General features: G+C 37.2%; 14 protein-coding genes. 11 read left to right on the top strand and 3 right to left on the bottom strand.

What is annotated here, in order from left to right; genetic code table 11:
* Positions 1-44 precede the first annotated feature (44 nt).
* The 4 genes from ACECE_RS0206230 to ACECE_RS0206215 all read left to right on the top strand — a co-directional run bounded on the left by ACECE_RS0206230 (position 45) and on the right by ACECE_RS0206215 (position 3641).
* Positions 45-263, top strand: coding sequence for an acyl carrier protein (locus ACECE_RS0206230; protein WP_010245566.1), 219 nt, complete (start codon positions 45-47; stop codon positions 261-263).
* Between the two features lie 11 nt (positions 264-274).
* A complete protein-coding gene (locus ACECE_RS0206225; protein WP_010245564.1) occupies positions 275-1321 on the top strand; it encodes a 3-oxoacyl-ACP synthase III family protein in 1047 nt (348 codons plus the stop codon).
* A 6-nt stretch (positions 1322-1327) separates the two neighbouring features.
* Complete coding sequence (locus tag ACECE_RS0206220; protein WP_010245561.1) at positions 1328-2089, top strand: SDR family NAD(P)-dependent oxidoreductase; 762 nt, start codon at positions 1328-1330, stop codon at positions 2087-2089.
* 250 nt (positions 2090-2339) lie between these two features.
* The gene (locus tag ACECE_RS0206215) at positions 2340-3641 is read left to right on the top strand and encodes a phenylacetate--CoA ligase family protein (RefSeq protein ID WP_010245558.1); all 1302 of its coding nucleotides are present in this window, start codon (positions 2340-2342) and stop codon (positions 3639-3641) included.
* Positions 3642-3802: 161 nt separating this feature from the next.
* Here the strand turns inward: ACECE_RS0206215 and ACECE_RS0206210 are convergent, their stop codons facing one another.
* Positions 3803-5248 carry a condensation domain-containing protein gene (locus ACECE_RS0206210; RefSeq protein WP_010245556.1) on the bottom strand — a complete coding sequence of 482 codons (1446 nt, stop codon included), beginning with the start codon at positions 5246-5248 and terminating at the stop codon, positions 3803-3805.
* Positions 5249-5609: 361 nt separating this feature from the next.
* Here ACECE_RS0206210 and ACECE_RS0206205 point away from each other — a divergent pair, with 361 nt between their 5' ends.
* The 4 genes from ACECE_RS0206205 (at position 5610) to ACECE_RS0206190 (ending at position 8897) form a co-directional block, all read left to right on the top strand.
* Positions 5610-5840: a hypothetical protein gene (locus ACECE_RS0206205; protein WP_010245553.1), complete on the top strand. Its 231-nt coding sequence runs from the start codon at positions 5610-5612 to the stop codon at positions 5838-5840.
* A 171-nt stretch (positions 5841-6011) separates the two neighbouring features.
* Entirely contained in the window at positions 6012-6440 is a 429-nt protein-coding gene (locus tag ACECE_RS0206200) for an acyl-CoA thioesterase (protein WP_010245550.1), read from the top strand.
* A 27-nt stretch (positions 6441-6467) separates the two neighbouring features.
* Positions 6468-7277: a phosphotransferase gene (locus tag ACECE_RS0206195; protein ID WP_010245546.1), complete on the top strand. Its 810-nt coding sequence runs from the start codon at positions 6468-6470 to the stop codon at positions 7275-7277.
* Between the two features lie 60 nt (positions 7278-7337).
* A complete protein-coding gene (locus ACECE_RS0206190) occupies positions 7338-8897 on the top strand; it encodes a condensation domain-containing protein (RefSeq protein WP_010245543.1) in 1560 nt (519 codons plus the stop codon).
* Between the two features lie 151 nt (positions 8898-9048).
* Here ACECE_RS0206190 and ACECE_RS0206185 read toward each other — a convergent pair whose 3' ends face one another.
* Entirely contained in the window at positions 9049-10305 is a 1257-nt protein-coding gene (locus tag ACECE_RS0206185; protein WP_010245540.1) for a glycosyltransferase family 2 protein, read from the bottom strand.
* A 264-nt stretch (positions 10306-10569) separates the two neighbouring features.
* On the opposite strand from ACECE_RS0206185, the gene ACECE_RS0206180 reads away from it, so the two are divergent.
* The 3 genes from ACECE_RS0206180 to disA all read left to right on the top strand — a co-directional run bounded on the left by ACECE_RS0206180 (position 10570) and on the right by disA (position 15085).
* Positions 10570-12504, top strand: coding sequence for a glycoside hydrolase family 15 protein (locus ACECE_RS0206180; protein ID WP_010245536.1), 1935 nt, complete (start codon positions 10570-10572; stop codon positions 12502-12504).
* A 46-nt stretch (positions 12505-12550) separates the two neighbouring features.
* Positions 12551-13915, top strand: a complete 1365-nt coding sequence (gene radA, locus ACECE_RS0206175) for a DNA repair protein RadA (protein WP_010245533.1) — start codon at positions 12551-12553, stop codon at positions 13913-13915.
* Positions 13916-14002: 87 nt separating this feature from the next.
* Positions 14003-15085, top strand: coding sequence for a DNA integrity scanning diadenylate cyclase DisA (disA, locus tag ACECE_RS0206170; RefSeq protein WP_010245530.1), 1083 nt, complete (start codon positions 14003-14005; stop codon positions 15083-15085).
* A gap of 69 nt (positions 15086-15154) precedes the next feature.
* Here disA and ACECE_RS0206165 read toward each other — a convergent pair whose 3' ends face one another.
* On the bottom strand, positions 15155-15550 hold the full coding sequence (locus tag ACECE_RS0206165; protein ID WP_010245527.1) for a nucleoside triphosphate pyrophosphohydrolase family protein: 396 nt from the start codon (positions 15548-15550) through the stop codon (positions 15155-15157).
* Between the last annotated feature and the right edge of the window lie 336 nt (positions 15551-15886).

The following is a 15886-nucleotide window of genomic DNA, read 5'->3' as shown; positions in this document are numbered from 1 at the left end:
TTATTTCTATCAAACTAATATGAGTCAAAAAAGGAGCGTTAACAATGACAATTGATGAAAAGCTAAATCTGTTGGAAGAAGTATTAGATATTGAAAAGGGTACTCTTGGTGAGGATATTGAGCTAAATAGACTCGGTGAATGGGACTCAATGGCTGCAATATCAGTAATAGCCATGTTTGATGAAAGTTTTGGGCAGACTATAACAACCAGAGAAGTCAAAGGTTTCAAAACAGTGAAAGACATTACTGATATGATGGAGTGAGGTGAAATGCAGTGGCAACAGGAGTGCTTAAGAATGTAGAGATAAAAGGCATAGCGTGTGCTGTACCTGATCGTATTGTAAAAAATGAAGACTATTATGGCGCTTTTGGAGAAGAAAGTGTACAAAAGTTTATTAATATGACAGGTATTAAAACACGGCACGTTGCTTTGGATGAGCAATGCGCTTCGGACCTTTGCTATGCTGCGGCAAAAAGACTAATGGAGAAATTAAATTGGGAGCCATCGTCCATTGATGGTTTGATATTTATAAGTCAAACGCCTGATTATGCCGTACCGGCAACAGCATGTGTGTTGCAGCATAGGTTGGGGATTAGTGAGAATTGCATAGCCTTTGATGTAAATCTTGGCTGCTCTGCATATGTATACGGAGTATGGTTAGCTTCAACTATGGTTTCAACACAAGACTTAAATAGAGTGTTGCTCTTGTGCGGTGATACCAGTAACTTTGGAATTAATCCCAATGATAGTGCTACAGCTATGTTGTTTGGAGACGGAGGAACAGCAACAGCCTTTGAAAGGTCAGAGGGTAAAGAAATAAAATACTTTCTGAAAACCAAGGGGAGCGGATATAAATGTATAATGGTCCCTGCAGGACATGCAAGGAGCAGAAGCAATACAGTAATAGAAGCATCGGATTGTGAATTGGCCATGAACGGGTCAGATGTATTCTCCTTCACTATTACCGATGTACCTAAAGCAGTTAAGGCATTTATGTCACAATACAATATTAAACATGAAGATGTAGATATGTATGTATTTCATCAAGCAAACCTCTTTATTCTCAAACATTTGGCAAAAAAGATAGGTTTTCCTATGGAAAAACTGCCAGTATCTATTGATAGATTTGGAAATACAAGCGGTGAGTCCATACCTCTAACTTTGGTCGATGCATTAGGAGGAGAGAAATCAAAGGAGAGGATAAGGGTATTGCTGTGTGGGTTTGGTGTAGGTTTATCATGGGGAGGCATTTATCTCGAAATGGACAAATGTGCTTGTCTTCCTATGATATATACAAACGACTACTTTAAGGGGGACTAGAGTGAAATGATAAACCCGATGGACCTCAGCGGTAAAAATATTATGGTTACTGGAGCCTCGGCAGGCATTGGGAAAGAAATTGCAATCCACTTAAGTAGCCTCGGGGCAAATATTATTATGGTCGCAAGAGATGAAGAGCGATTGAAGGAAACGTATAATGAACTGGAGCCTGGTCAACATTCATACTATCTTTTAGACTTGACCAATCTGGATGAAATAGGAAAGATGTTTGATAATATTTGCAGTGATGAACTAAAACTTAGTGGGTTGGTACATTCAGCAGGCATATCAAAGACAGTTCCGCTGCAATACTTAAAAACAAGCGATCTCAATAATATAATGACAATAAACTTCTATTCATTTATTGAGCTGGTCAAACATTTTTCGAAGAGGAAAAATAATGACAATGGTGGTAGCATCGTAGCCATATCATCTATTTCAAATAAAGTGGGAGCTAGAGGCCTGACTGCATACTGTGCAAGTAAGGGAGCAATAGAAAGTGCAATTCGATCTTTGGCCTTGGAACTTGTAGCAAAAAAAATTAGAATAAACTCTGTTGCGCCTGGTATGATAGCTACTCGCATATATGATGGTTTGAGAGATGTGGTCAACAACGAAGATTTTGAAGCAGATCTTATTAAACGTCAGATTATGGGCATTGGAAAACCGGAGGACGTTGCGAATTCTGTTGCATTTTTACTTAGTGCTGCATCCGGCTTTATTACAGGAACATCCATCGTAGTTGACGGTGGCTATTTAGCACACTAAAGATACATAAAATCTCAATTAGGAATAGCCTATGCAACCGGGAACCTATTTAGGTTAAATAAGGCTAGACCGTGAAATTATTGCTGAAGTTATATTTTCAGCATTTCTAAACAGTCAAGCATGGTATTGTATTATGTTAATAAATTTTTGTCAATGAGCACTTTTATTGGCCATCAGGGCTGTGTGTCAGGAAGTAAATATTTTTTTGATGTGGTGAACATCTAAATAAGGAAACTTAGGAGGGAACAGTATGAAATACTGGAACCCGACATACGAGTGTATGTCGAGAAAGGAAATGACTGAAGTTCAAACAGAAAGATTAATAAGAACTGTTAATAGGGTTTATAACAATGTAGCGTTCTATCGTGACAAGATGCAAAAAGCCGGGATTGAACCTGGAGATATAAAATCACTGGAGGATTTAAAAAAGCTGCCGTTTACGAACAAGTCGGATTTAAGAGACACATATCCATTTGGGATGTTTGCCGCGCCGATGAGTGATATTGTAAGAATACATGCGTCTTCCGGGACAACAGGTAAACAGACTGTTGTGGGTTATACACGCAGAGATTTGAAGTCATGGGCTGAAGTTGTAGCAAGGTCATTATACAGTGCAGGAGCAAACAAAAAATCAATAGTGCAGGTTGCCTATGGATATGGTTTGTTTACCGGGGGCCTTGGACTTCATTATGGCGCTGAAAGGATAGGGGCCTCTGTTATACCAATTTCGGGGGGGAATACCAAACGGCAGTTACAGATAATGAAGGATTTTGGAACGACTGTGCTAGCATGTACTCCGTCATATGCACTTAATATGGCGGAAGAAATGGATGAATTAGGGATAGATAGGCGCGAACTGAAACTTAAGGTGGGTATTTTTGGCGCCGAACCGTGGTCCAATAACATGAGAAAGGAAATAGAGGAGCGTTTGGGGATAACAGCAATGGATATATACGGCCTTAGTGAAATAATGGGACCTGGTGTGTCGATTGACTGCCACTGCAAGTGCGGTTTGCATGTACAGGAAGACCATTTCATACCTGAAATTATAAATCCTGAGACAGAAGAGGTGCTGCCTGAGGGATCAAACGGAGAACTTGTTTTCACGACAATTACCAAGGAAGGTTTGCCCCTGATCAGATACAGAACACATGATATATCTTCACTGAATTATAAAAAATGTGAGTGCGGAAGAACGCTGGTTAGAATGAATAAGGTTACTGGCAGAAGCGATGATATGCTCATAATAAGAGGTGTAAATGTATTTCCATCGCAGATAGAGAGTGTGCTTTTAGAAACAGGTGAAACTGCGCCGCATTACCTTATAATAGTAGATAGGGTAGATAATCTGGATTCACTCGAGATATGGGTAGAAATGACTCCGAGTATGTTCTCTGATAAGATCAAAAAAGTTGAAGAACTTGAAGCAAGAGTCAGAAAAGAAGTGGTAAGCGCATTAGGTATTAATGCAAAGGTTAAGCTGGTAGAACCTAAGACTATTGAAAGAAGTGAAGGTAAGGCAAAAAGGGTCATTGATAAGCGGAAAATATAGCTGGCTGATGAAAAGGAGCGATTTTCTTACAAATAAGCCCAATTTAAACAACATTAACAAATGTAAATAAGGGAGTGAATATATCTAAGAAATTAAGTATATTCACTCCCTTAATGCTGCGATTATTTCGGAATGCTGAAAATTAACTTGGTATAACTTGTTTAATTACAACATTCCATTAGCTCACTTTTTATTTTGTTAAGAAGCTTTTCAATCTTACTCTTAGAGGTTGCACCTTTGTAATACCCGACTGCAAGTGTCATTATGCCGTTATAACTGGAAGCAACAAGCAGAAATGCGGGAGGACGCACTACAGGTGGGATAAAGTAAGCTTCCGAAACTGCATTCTCACCGAATTTTATAGGAGACTTCGAAATAATGCCTACGTTAGATAATCCGGGAGAACAGAAATTGCAATTTTGTGATGTTACTTCAGAAGTCTTTGACATGAACTTGGAAAAAGCAAGATATTTTAGAAAATCCATTTTTTCTGCACGTTCTGCACCGGTAGCACTTTGATAACCGGGATTTTTACCTTTTTTGCGGTTCATTATGGATTTTACCCTCATCAAGGTTCCCTCAAAAGGCTCACCAAACAATCTGGCTATTCTTAAAACAACCCCTCCTGAAAAATTCCGGATTGCTTCAGCCTTATTATCGGGAAGATATCGTCGCAAATCTATTGTCACACCCATATCCATGGGAATACCGTATGGAGGGTTAGTTAGTTTAAACATTGCCCTATAGAAAGCAGTAAGAATTAGATCGTTGAGTGTTGCTCCTCTTTCTTTTGCGTATTTAGACAATATATCCAATTGTCCGTTAGGAAGCTGGCAGATAACAAAAGGGGTAATATCCTTCTCGCCCCCGCATTTCCAATGAAATGGCCAAACAGTTTTAGGAGACTCTACTACAGAAGGATCTAATTCAGGATGTTTTATTCCAAGAACCTTGAATGCTTTTTCATGATCCGCCCTGCTGCGTACACTTGGTTTTGGTACGTAAATACCGTCTTTATAAAGACACGAATAAATATGCGATAAAAGAAGGATATAATCTTTTGTACCTGCTCCATCAGAACATGTGTGATTGAGTTTGACAACTAAAGTATCATTTTCACCTGAACGTATCAGTTTTACTTTAACCATGAAGTCACGATCCATATCCAAAGGGCTTTCTAAAAACTTGTGGAGAGCTTCTTCAGTGTTTTCTGTTTCCTCCATTATGCAGAGCTTGGAGTTATCAATATCTTCCCTGCGTTTGAAATATGGAGGATTATGTTCAACAAATTTGCACCCTAAAACCGGCTCTGCGTCAACAGATAATCTTACTGCTCTTGACAGCATATCAAAATCCAATTTACCATCGAGTTTCATAACGACTTGAATCTGGAAATTTCCCATTCCGTACCGGGCAACATAATTGCCATAATCATGTGCGTAAGCCGGCATAACATCCGTGCTGTCTGGTATAGCATTATAAGTCGGGTTATTCATATTGATCTGTTTTGTAAATGATTTGCTGATTTTTTTATAATAACTTCTTATCTCCGAGAGATCCTTGCTGGGTTGAATTTTAGTTTTAGGGGATTTAAATTTTAATTTCATATTAATTTGCTCCTTACAAACCAAATTTTTAATACGTATTAGCATGCAGTAATAGGGCTTACATAATTAAGTACGGTTATAACATTACGCCTGCAATACTATATTATGAAGCCATATATGCAAATGACACAAATTTATAATTATGTCAATTTAGAAAAGTAAAAAATTTAATGGGTAAATCCATTTGATAGCGGAATAGTTATTTTACAAGAGTCAACATAATAGGTGTAACCTTTGCGACTAATACCCCATAGTATATAGTATTACAAATATAATGTTCTGTGAGTAACGCCACATTTTTTATCGGTGTTCAGAAAAAATATTATATTTTGAAATTTAATTTATATGGAGTGGAACAGATATGACAATAATATTTGGTAATATCAACGTTAGACTTCCTAATGAGAAGAGTATAGAAAAAATGAGCAACATGGAAAATCCTTTTGAGGCAATGCTGTCAAAAGCTAATCCGTATATGTTCAATGGTTTTTACAAGAATATTTCTCCGAACTTGACTAAGTCTTATAAAGAATTTACAAAGATGATGCAAAAGTATGCCAAAATGGGCAGTGGCGACAAAACCCAGGATTAAAGAGATTGGACTGTAAAAGGAGATAACGAACACTAAAGTTAAATGTAAGCAGCACTTAATCTTCATCTATAAAAAAGCTTGGAGAAGCATATATTTATCTTTACAGTTCGTTATCTCCGATTACCTTCCTAAAAAGTTAATGATGAATTAATAGAGGGATGTGTGAGCAAAATGGCAGCAAAAACTCGTTTCCGTGTTATATATACCGAAATTGATGGAATGGGAATTGTACATCATTCGAAATATCCACTGTGGTTTGAAAAGGGCAGATGGGATTATCTGAAGGAGGCAGGAGCATCCAATTCCCAAATTGCTAAGAGGGGATTATTTCTTCCTCTTTCTGAAATAGAATGTAAATTTAAAAGTCCTGCAAAGTATGGTGATAAGATAATAGTTATTACGAAAATAACATCTATGTCCAGTGTTAAAATAAAGTTTGAGTATGAGGTATTTGAAAAGGAAAGAGGGAAGCTTCTTGCAACAGGAAGAACAGTCCACGCTTGGACAAATCAGAAAATTGAACCAATCAATATTGTAAAGGTTGCTCCCGATATTTATTTGCGGCTTAAGCAGTTTTCCGAGTCACAGGCTGCCACATAGGCCAAGAAACTGCGAAGGGGGATGTGTATGGATAAAGGAGAATTGTTAGGTATAGGCAAAACTGCTGAAGTGTATAAATGGGGACAAGATAAAGTATTAAAGCTTTATTTTAATAATTATGATGATAGTTGGGTAAGACGTGAGGCTCAAATCACGCAGAAGGTACATGAGGCAGGTGTGTCTTCGCCTGCTGTATATGACATAATAAAATTTGAAGGACGTAGAGGGATAGTAATTGAGAGAATATTTGGCAAAACAATGACAAGTGCTTTTGAAACAGAACCATGGAGCATTTTTGACTATGTACAGCAAATGATACGATTCCATTATGAAATTCATAAATATTCTACAGCAGGGATACCAACTCAAAAGGAAAAGTTTGAAAATGCAATTAAACTCTCTTCTAAAATATTGGGCAACAGGATGGAAAGAGTTTTGGACTATATAGATATGCTTCCAGATGGAAAAAGTATTTGTCATGGAGATTTATATCTAAGTAATTTAATTGTATCTAATAATAAACTTGTAGCTATAGATTGGAGTGGAGGTTATAGGGGGAACCCGTTAGGTGATGTTGCCAGAACATGCCTGATAATCAATTCACCAGCAGTACCTCCAGGAACTCCGTATATACTGGCTGCTATGTCTACATATCCAAAATGGTTGTCATGTTGGTACTACTTAAATGAGTATATGAGAATTGCGAATGTAAAATTTGAGGATATTGATGCATGGATGCTTCCGGTGGCAGCAGCCAGACTTAAGGACAATATACCAGGGGAAGAAAAGTGGTTAATGAAGATTATTAACGAGCGGTTGGAACGGCTAGAAAAATAACTTTGAGTTTATCCTGACATTTCCTAATTATGAAACCTTATTTATATGGAGTGGATAGATATGGATGTGAAAACCAAAATTGGCAATAACAAAAGAAAATTTTCTTATGAAGATTTTTGGGAAAGATTCAGAGGTAGCGAAAATCCTTTTGAAGCGATGTTTTCCAAGTCTAGTTTGGATTATTATTACAAGTTCTATGAAAATATGTCCAAAAGCATGTTTGGTTATTATAAAGAGCTAAACAAGGCATTTGTAGGATACTGGGATACTAATGAACATGAAATAGGAAAGATACCTGATGAACCGGATGTCTTACCGGTAAATGGGCATGACATATATAACTATGTTGCACGCCACGGAATGGGGAATTTTCATTCTCAGGCTATTTTGAATCTCGATGGTAGATTGGATTTTGACAAGCTATCAAAGGCAGTAAGATTGTCTGTTGATGCAGAACCTGTTTTGGGATGCAGGTTCATTAAAGGAAATCCGCCATATTGGAAGCGAATGGAGAATATTGATGATGTAGAGTTTTGTTCTTTTGAGGAAGTATCTGATGTTAATGAAGCTGTTAAGAGATTTTTAGATAGCCGTTTGGATATGGATGATGATCCAAAGATAAAAATAAAGCTGATCAGATCTGAGTCATATGATGTGTTGGGGTTTAAAGCCAATCACGCCTGTTGTGATGGAAGCAGCTTTAAAGACTATATCCAGCTTCTTTCAGATATATATTCTGAAATTGATCGTTCAGATGGGGCATATATACCAAAACCAGCTAACAGGGGAAGAAGCGATCAGGACCTATTATTCAACAATCTTGGCATAAAAGTTCCGAATGATTTATGGATTCCAGGGTCAGATGTCTTTAGACCTACATGGGCATTTCCATGGAAGCAGGGTACATCCAGTAATACCCGCGTTGTTACCTGTAAAATTCCTCCGGATCAGTTGGATAGGATAAGCATTTATGCTAAATCAAAAGGGGCCACATATAATGATCTGATTCTTACAGCATATTACAGAGCTATGCTTAGGATGGGTCAGCCAGTGTATGGTGTTCCTATGGGAATAAATGTTACAATTGATTTGCGTCGATATCTTCCTAATAAAAAGACTGAGGCGATACGAAATTTTTCGGGCTCAGTGAATGCTTCTCTTTCCATGGTAAAAGATGAAACTTTTAGCGATACCTTATCCAGAGTTGTTTATATGATGAATGAAATAAAAAGTGGGTGCCCTGGACTACAAAGTGCTATTGGCTTGGAACGTTTGGAAAAGATCAGCTTTAAAGAAGTTCTTGCCTATTATCAGGCTTCATCAAAGACTGATAAAGATATGCCGAATGTTTTCTATGGTAATAGATGTATTCCAACTTTATCTAATCTAGGTATCCTGTCAAAGTCATTAATAAAATTCGGCAATATAGCAGCTACCGATTATTTTATTGTTCCTCCTGTTGTTAGTGCACCAGGATTGTTATTAGCTGTTAACACCTATAATAACGTAATGACAATGGCAATGGGGTTTTTTGAAAATACAGTTCTTTCCAGTGATGTGGAAAGGCTTCTTAACAATATTAGGCACGAACTGTTGGAAGGTTGCAATGCAAATATGTGATGCATTTCCTGGAACCAACTGATTAAAATTCACTTCATGTCAAATTGATTAAAAATTTAAGTTATAAATAAACTTCGAAAGTCTGGTAATATGATATCTATTAAAAGAAGAAGCCCCAAAATAGACTTCTTCTTTCATTATTGAAACAAATTCAAGCCTTTTCCAGATCGCTGATACTTATCTCCCTCGAATGATGAGTGTGGTTCCAATCCTTGTTGTTTTTGCTCAAAAACCCCTGAATGGTTATCGGCATCCAGGTCAGACAGTAAACTGGGTATATCAAAAATGCAACCATAACTTTGGGAGAGAATTTCTTTTCTGTAAGTATTACAAAAGGACCGTAGAAAAACTGCAGTGTAGCAAAAATATACCACACTCCCACGGGGAAAACGTACTTCAGGTTAAAAAACGGGGATTGCGGAAATACGGTTTGAACCCACATCATAATTGTAATTAGGCCTACAAAAATAAACCTTATGGGCTGAAACAAATATACTGCGTTGTCAAAAGAGGTTAAATCACTATCCTTGAACGCTTTTTTGAAAAGTGGGCCCAAAAAACGGCTTGCACAGTCTGCATGTCCTTGCATCCATCGTTTGCGCTGATTCCATGATTGCTTTAGTGTAAGGGGTTTTTCATCATAGACGACAGCGTTATGTGCCCAAGCTACCTTTAAGTCGCTGAGAGCAAGCTTCATTGTAAATTCCAGATCCTCTGTCAGGCAAGTTGCTCCCCAGCCAATCTGTTTCAAAATATCTACATCAATACAAAAGCCTGTACCACACAAACTGCAGCTTAACCCCAGGTTATATCTGGGAAGCTGGAATATGCGGTTTGACAGCCAGAAGGCAATCGAATAGGAGCAGGTTATCCATGAGTCATAAGGGTTTTTACTGTCAATATAACCTTGAACAACCTTATGCCCCTGGCAAAGTTTTGCATTCATCTCCAGCAGAAAATTTGAGGTGACAAGATTGTCGGCATCAAAAACACTGATTGCATCATATTTTTCCGGCATCGAAAATATTTTTGCAAACATCCACTCAAGGGCATGCCCCTTACCACGCAATTCGTTATTGACTCTTTTGTAAACCAGTGCCCCATGATCAGCAGCTATCTGGGCAGTGTTATCCGAGCAGTTGTCTGCTATAACATATACGTCATAAAGGTTCTTGGGGTAATTCTGCTTGAAAAGGCTTTCAATTACATGGCTAATGACCTTTTCTTCATTATGGGCGGCAATAATTAAAGCAAATTTCTTTTGAGGAGTGTAGCTTTTTGGATCATTTTCCTTCTGCTTTATCCAGCCAAAAATGGAAATGCCAAAAAAATAGCACCCTGCAATAAAAATTATCACCTGTATTAATTGTGTAGCAGTATATACTACATTATTTATTAGTGATAACATTTGATTCCTCCAGATGAAAAATTATTATATTTTATAACTCATAGTTTATTTCCTTCATCTTATTTTGTACTTAATAAGGAAAAATATTTATGATAAAAAAATAATAAAATATGTTATAATAATATAGTAAAAAATGAAATTATTTAAAATGGGTTGTTAAATGCTGTTTATTGGGTTCTTGGTAAATCAAAGATGTCTTTTAATTTTGCTTAGTTAAAAATATTAATAATATAACAAATAGTTTCCGCAACGGGGGTAGATTAGATGACAAAGACATACTTCAACGATGCAATAATTGGAAATTCCCGTATGCTTGTATGCTTGAATCAAAAAGGTGAGTTGGAGAGGCTTTTTTGGCCTCATATTGATTATCCTCAGCATGTCGAGAGATTGGTAACGGGTATTTTTAATATCAGGTATAAAAACAGTACATCATGGTTTGGTGAAGATAATTGGCAGAGGGAGCAATCCTATATAGATGATACCAACATATTAAAGACAAGGTTAAAAGATAGTGGAAGGGGACTTCAGGTTGAACAGCTCGATTTTGTTTTACAAGACAGGGATGTTTTTATAAGACAATATGAAATTGAGAATATTGGAAATGAAGAAATCGAATTGGGTTTTGTGCATTATTCGGCAATGATTACAACTACTCCTGATTTAAGAAGCACATTATTTGATTTTAGTACAGATTCGCTTATTCATTATAAGCATGATTACTATATTTCCATCACATCTGATATTGAGGTTTTTCAGTTTCAGCTGGGCAATAACGCTATTGACTCTGCAAGATATACAGAGTTAACCGGGTATGACAGCATAGGAATGATGAGAGACGGAGCTTTGTCGTGGAAGATTGGTGCTCTGAAGCCTGGCGAAAAGAAGCGCTTTAATATGTTTATATGTGCCTCAAGTACGCTTAAAGAAGTAAAAGAATTGAGCAGAAAATGCAAGACTATGAACGTAAGTGAGCAGTATGAAAATACTAAAAAGTATTGGATTAATTTTTTAAACTCTGCAAAGAGCGTAAATACAGGTAATACTGCTGTTGACAATTTGTACAAAAGATCTCTGTTGGTTTTCAAGCTTATGTCCGATGAGCAGACAGGGGGACTTTTGGCATCTGCTGAGATAGATGAGGGCTTTAGCAAGTGTGGAAGATATGCATACTGCTGGGGGAGAGATGCAGCATTTATTACAAGTGCTTTAGATGTGTCAGGTCTTACGGAAGCCGTGGATAAGTTTTACGATTGGGTTGTAAATACTCAGGATGATGACGGCTCATGGCATCAGAGATATTACATGGATGGCAATCTTGCCCCTTCGTGGGGAATGCAGGTTGATGAAACAGGAACACTTATATGGGGTATATTAAAACACTATGAGATAAAGAGTGACAAGAATTTCCTTACAAAGATGTGGAATACTGTTGAGAAAGGTGTAGAGTTTCTTGTAAGGTTTAGAGATTCTGAAACTGGACTTCCAAAGCCAAGTTATGATTTGTGGGAAGAGAGAGTTGGAGAACACACTTATTCGTGTGCGGCTGTTTATGGAGGTATCCGGGCAGGGGTTAAGATAGCAGAAATTTTAAATGTCTCACAGGAAACTATTCAAAAGTGGAACAGAGTTGGTGAAGATATCAAGAAAGCAATAGAAACCAACCTATGGAAGAATGAGGCTAACAGGTTTATCAGAAGTGTCAGGACTAAGCTCAATCCATGGGGAAGTGAGCATTCAAACCGTATTGCTGTAATTGAGGTAAATCCAAAAGGATATCGTAGGGATGTTACATTGGAAGACTGGTCAATAGATGTAAGTTTATTGGGTGTGGCAATTCCTTTTGAAGTTTTCGAAGCAAAGGATAAAAGGGTTGCCAATACAGTTGAGGCTATTGAAAATGCCCTTACTGCTAATCCGGCAGGGGGGATAAAAAGGTATGAAAATGATAATTATATTGGTGGAAATCCATGGGTACTAACAACTCTATGGGTTGCACTTTATCATATTGAAACAGGCAACATGGAAAAAGCTAAGAGCTATTTTGAGTGGGCAGTTAAGTCACGTACAAAGCTTGGACTATTGCCGGAACAGGTTAATAGAGAGACAGGAGAACCTTGCTGGGTCATTCCTTTAACCTGGTCACATGCAATGTTTGTTTTGGTACTTGATAAACTTATCGGAGCAGGAGTTTTTTAGAGGATTAGTTAAAATTAATTATACATTTAAAGCATGGGAGATATAAATGCCTAAACATAAATCTGTTTTTGTATGTCAGGATTGTGGATATGAGAGTAATGGTTGGCTTGGAAAGTGTCCGGCGTGTAATAACTGGAACACTTTTACGGAAGAAATACAGAGTGCTGGAATTAATTCAAAAAAGGATAGTATTCTGTTTGATGTCAAGCCTGTCAATATAAATGATATCCAAATTGAAAGCGAAGAGCGGTATTTGACGGGAATAAAGGAGATGGACCGCGTTCTTGGAGGCGGAATAGTCAAGGGTTCACTTGTCTTGGTAGGCGGAGATCCCGGAATTGGAAAGTCCACACTTATACTTCAAATATGTGATACCGTTAAAATTGATTCCAAGATAATCTATGTTTCAGGTGAGGAATCTATAAAGCAAATCAAAATTAGAGCCGATAGATTAGGCGTAAGGAATTCAAATCTATTAATGGTTTCAGAAACTAATTTTAAGGCTATTGAAGCCTTAAGCGAGAATGAAAATCCTGCTCTTATTATTGTTGATTCAATACAAACGATGTTTAAAGACGAACTTTCCTCTGCACCGGGCAGTGTAAGCCAGGTCAGGGAAATTACATCAGGTCTTATGCGGATAGCTAAAACTAAGAATATAGCAATATTTATTGTTGGACATGTGACAAAAGAAGGGGCTTTAGCAGGACCACGCGTTTTAGAACATATGGTCGATACTGTGCTGTATTTTGAAGGAGAACGACACCTAAGTTATAGAGTATTGAGGGCTGTAAAGAATAGATTCGGGTCAACCAATGAGATCGGCATATTTGAGATGAAAGATGCCGGGTTGATTGAGGTAGAAAATCCTTCAATGATGATGCTTTCTGGTAGAACAGAAAGTGTTCCGGGATCAGTAATTGTATCAAGTCTTGAAGGTACCAGGCCAATGCTGATTGAGATTCAGGCTCTCGTATGTCCTACCAATTTTGGTATGCCAAGGAGAATGGCCACAGGTATAGATTATAACAGAATTACCTTACTGATGGCAGTATTGGAAAAGAGGGTAGGCATGCAGCTCCATAACTATGATGCGTATGTCAATGTTGTTGGAGGTCTTAAAATAGACGAACCTGCATGCGATTTGGGAGTAGTGGCGGCAATTGCTTCCAGCTTCAGAAATAGACCTGTTGATTTGAGCACCGTACTTATAGGTGAGGTTGGGTTGACTGGTGAAGTCAGGGCAATAAATCAGATAGATAAGAGGGTAATTGAAGCTGCAAGGATAGGTTTTAAAAATTGTGTTGTTCCTGCGGGAAATATTAAGGCAATAAAGCAAATAAAGGAGATAAAGGACATAAATATTAGACCTGTTGAAAATGTTGTGGAAGCATTGAGTATTCTTTTGTAGGACCTCTGTACTCATAGTTGAAAGGATTTTGTACATAAATAGACGTATTAGCAGTGTTATAATATTAGCTTTTTGGAGGGGCTGTAGATGGGCAAGGGAAAAAGTAATGATTTGGAGTTTCTTGAGGTGTTACGTTTGGTTGCACCGGGGACACCTCTGAGGGAAGGGCTGGAAAGCATTCTTAAAGCAAGAACCGGAGCGATTATTGTCATAGGAGATTCACAGGAAGTGATGAATCTTGTGGATGGTGGGTTCTTTATAAATAAAGAGTATTCCCAGGCTTTTCTATATGAATTGGCAAAAATGGACGGAGCTATAGTGTTGAGCAAGGATCTCAAGAAGATATTGTATGCAAATGCCCTGCTCATACAGGATACTTCAATATATACAGATGAGACGGGTACAAGACACAAAACTGCACAAAGGGTTTCAAAACAAACTGGTGAAATTGTTATTAGCATTTCTCAAAGAAGAAATATAATTACGCTTTATAAGGGTTCGAGAAAATATATTTTAAAAGAGACTTCTGCTATTCTTACCAAGGCAAATCAGGCGTTGCAGACAATGGAAAAGTATAGAAATGTTTTGGACAGTGCTGTAAACAACTTGAGTGTACTGGAATTTGAAGACATAGTTACGCTTGATGATGTAGCTTTTGTGATTCAGAGAATAGAGATGGTTATGAGAGTGGCTGTTGAAATAGAAAGATATATTTGTGAACTTGGAAATGAAGCTAGATTGATCAGCATGCAGCTGGATGAACTTCTGGCAAATGTAGAGAGTGACGAAATTCTCATAATTGAGGACTATATGGAGGAAAGTGTAAATAGTACTTCTGAACAGATGCAGGAAAATTTACGAAGGCTTTCTTTTGATGAGCTTATGGAGATATCAAATATTTGCAAGATATTAGGCTTTGACAGTGGTGTAAATACATTTGATACGGCTATATTTCCAAGGGGCTACAGACTGCTTAGCAAAATACCTCGAGTGCCATTAACTATAATAAAGAATTTAGTAGATAGATTCCTGAATTTCCAGGGGATTATAAATGCTACAATTGATGAATTGGATGAGGTTGAAGGAATTGGAGAGGTCAGAGCAAGAATGATTAAAGAAGGTTTGAGAAGGGTACAAGAACAACTCTTCTTAGATGCAAGAAGAGTTTAATAACATTTCCTATGGAAAATTTCCAAAACAAAAACAAGGGGCTAAACTAAAATACCCCTTGTTGCTTTGTTATCTTAAATTATATTTGCCGAGCATTTTTATTCTGTCAAGTTCCTTAATTATAATATCATATAAATTAAGGTCCAGAGTATTACATATTGAAGCCAGATAGAAGAGATTTCTTCCAATATCCTTCTCAATAATGTCTCTACAGTTGTTGCATAGCTTTCCTTCTATATGCGTTTTCATGTTATTCCGGATTTCATCGAAATCAGCATCAGGTGGCATAGCCTGTTTTTTGGCATGAACCTTAACGCAACCACATTGGGTAACGGCCTTAATAATTCCGCGGTTTACACGTCCATTTGAGTCTTGATATTTAGTTATTTGATCCAGAATACTTTTATTTCTTACAAGAAGTTCAGCTACAGTATATTGGAATTGATCTACCATAATGTCATTCAATATGGTTCACTCCTTAGATGTATTGATTATTATAACATGCAGAAGTTTTATTGACATTACTATTATAATTGTAAAAATAGGGCTTTGTCAATTAAAATTACAATGGATAAACCTGGAAGAAGTCAGACTCTTCACAAAACGACATGTACTAAATTATGGTACTTTCAATTTAGTAAAAAATTGTTGTTGACATAGATATAGACACATGCTAGAATAAAAATTTTTGACTTTATATTTTCAATGTAGTATACTTAATCTATAGGAATTAGTTGGCATAAGCTTTAAAACACGTAAAGTGCAGGAGATAAATAACAGTTTAGTTTCTCAAAGTTTTCA

The organism is Acetivibrio cellulolyticus CD2 (genome assembly GCF_000179595.2).
GTDB lineage: Bacteria > Bacillota > Clostridia > Acetivibrionales > Acetivibrionaceae > Acetivibrio > Acetivibrio cellulolyticus.
Note: the sequence above shows the minus strand (reverse complement) of the source record. Positions and strands in the feature narration are given on the sequence as shown.

Excerpts from the sequence above, each read along its gene's own strand:
- ACECE_RS0206230 (WP_010245566.1), top strand. The coding sequence starts at position 45 with ATGACAATTGATGAAAAGCTAAATCTGTTGGAAGAAGTATTAGATATT.
- ACECE_RS0206220 (WP_010245561.1), top strand. The coding sequence starts at position 1,328 with ATGATAAACCCGATGGACCTCAGCGGTAAAAATATTATGGTTACTGGA.
- ACECE_RS0206215 (WP_010245558.1), top strand. The coding sequence starts at position 2,340 with ATGAAATACTGGAACCCGACATACGAGTGTATGTCGAGAAAGGAAATG.
- ACECE_RS0206210 (WP_010245556.1), bottom strand. The coding sequence starts at position 5,248 with ATGAAATTAAAATTTAAATCCCCTAAAACTAAAATTCAACCCAGCAAG.
- ACECE_RS0206205 (WP_010245553.1), top strand. The coding sequence starts at position 5,610 with ATGACAATAATATTTGGTAATATCAACGTTAGACTTCCTAATGAGAAG.
- ACECE_RS0206200 (WP_010245550.1), top strand. The coding sequence starts at position 6,012 with ATGGCAGCAAAAACTCGTTTCCGTGTTATATATACCGAAATTGATGGA.
- ACECE_RS0206195 (WP_010245546.1), top strand. The coding sequence starts at position 6,468 with ATGGATAAAGGAGAATTGTTAGGTATAGGCAAAACTGCTGAAGTGTAT.
- ACECE_RS0206190 (WP_010245543.1), top strand. The coding sequence starts at position 7,338 with ATGGATGTGAAAACCAAAATTGGCAATAACAAAAGAAAATTTTCTTAT.
- ACECE_RS0206185 (WP_010245540.1), bottom strand. The coding sequence starts at position 10,305 with ATGTTATCACTAATAAATAATGTAGTATATACTGCTACACAATTAATA.
- ACECE_RS0206180 (WP_010245536.1), top strand. The coding sequence starts at position 10,570 with ATGACAAAGACATACTTCAACGATGCAATAATTGGAAATTCCCGTATG.
- radA (WP_010245533.1), top strand. The coding sequence starts at position 12,551 with ATGCCTAAACATAAATCTGTTTTTGTATGTCAGGATTGTGGATATGAG.
- disA (WP_010245530.1), top strand. The coding sequence starts at position 14,003 with ATGGGCAAGGGAAAAAGTAATGATTTGGAGTTTCTTGAGGTGTTACGT.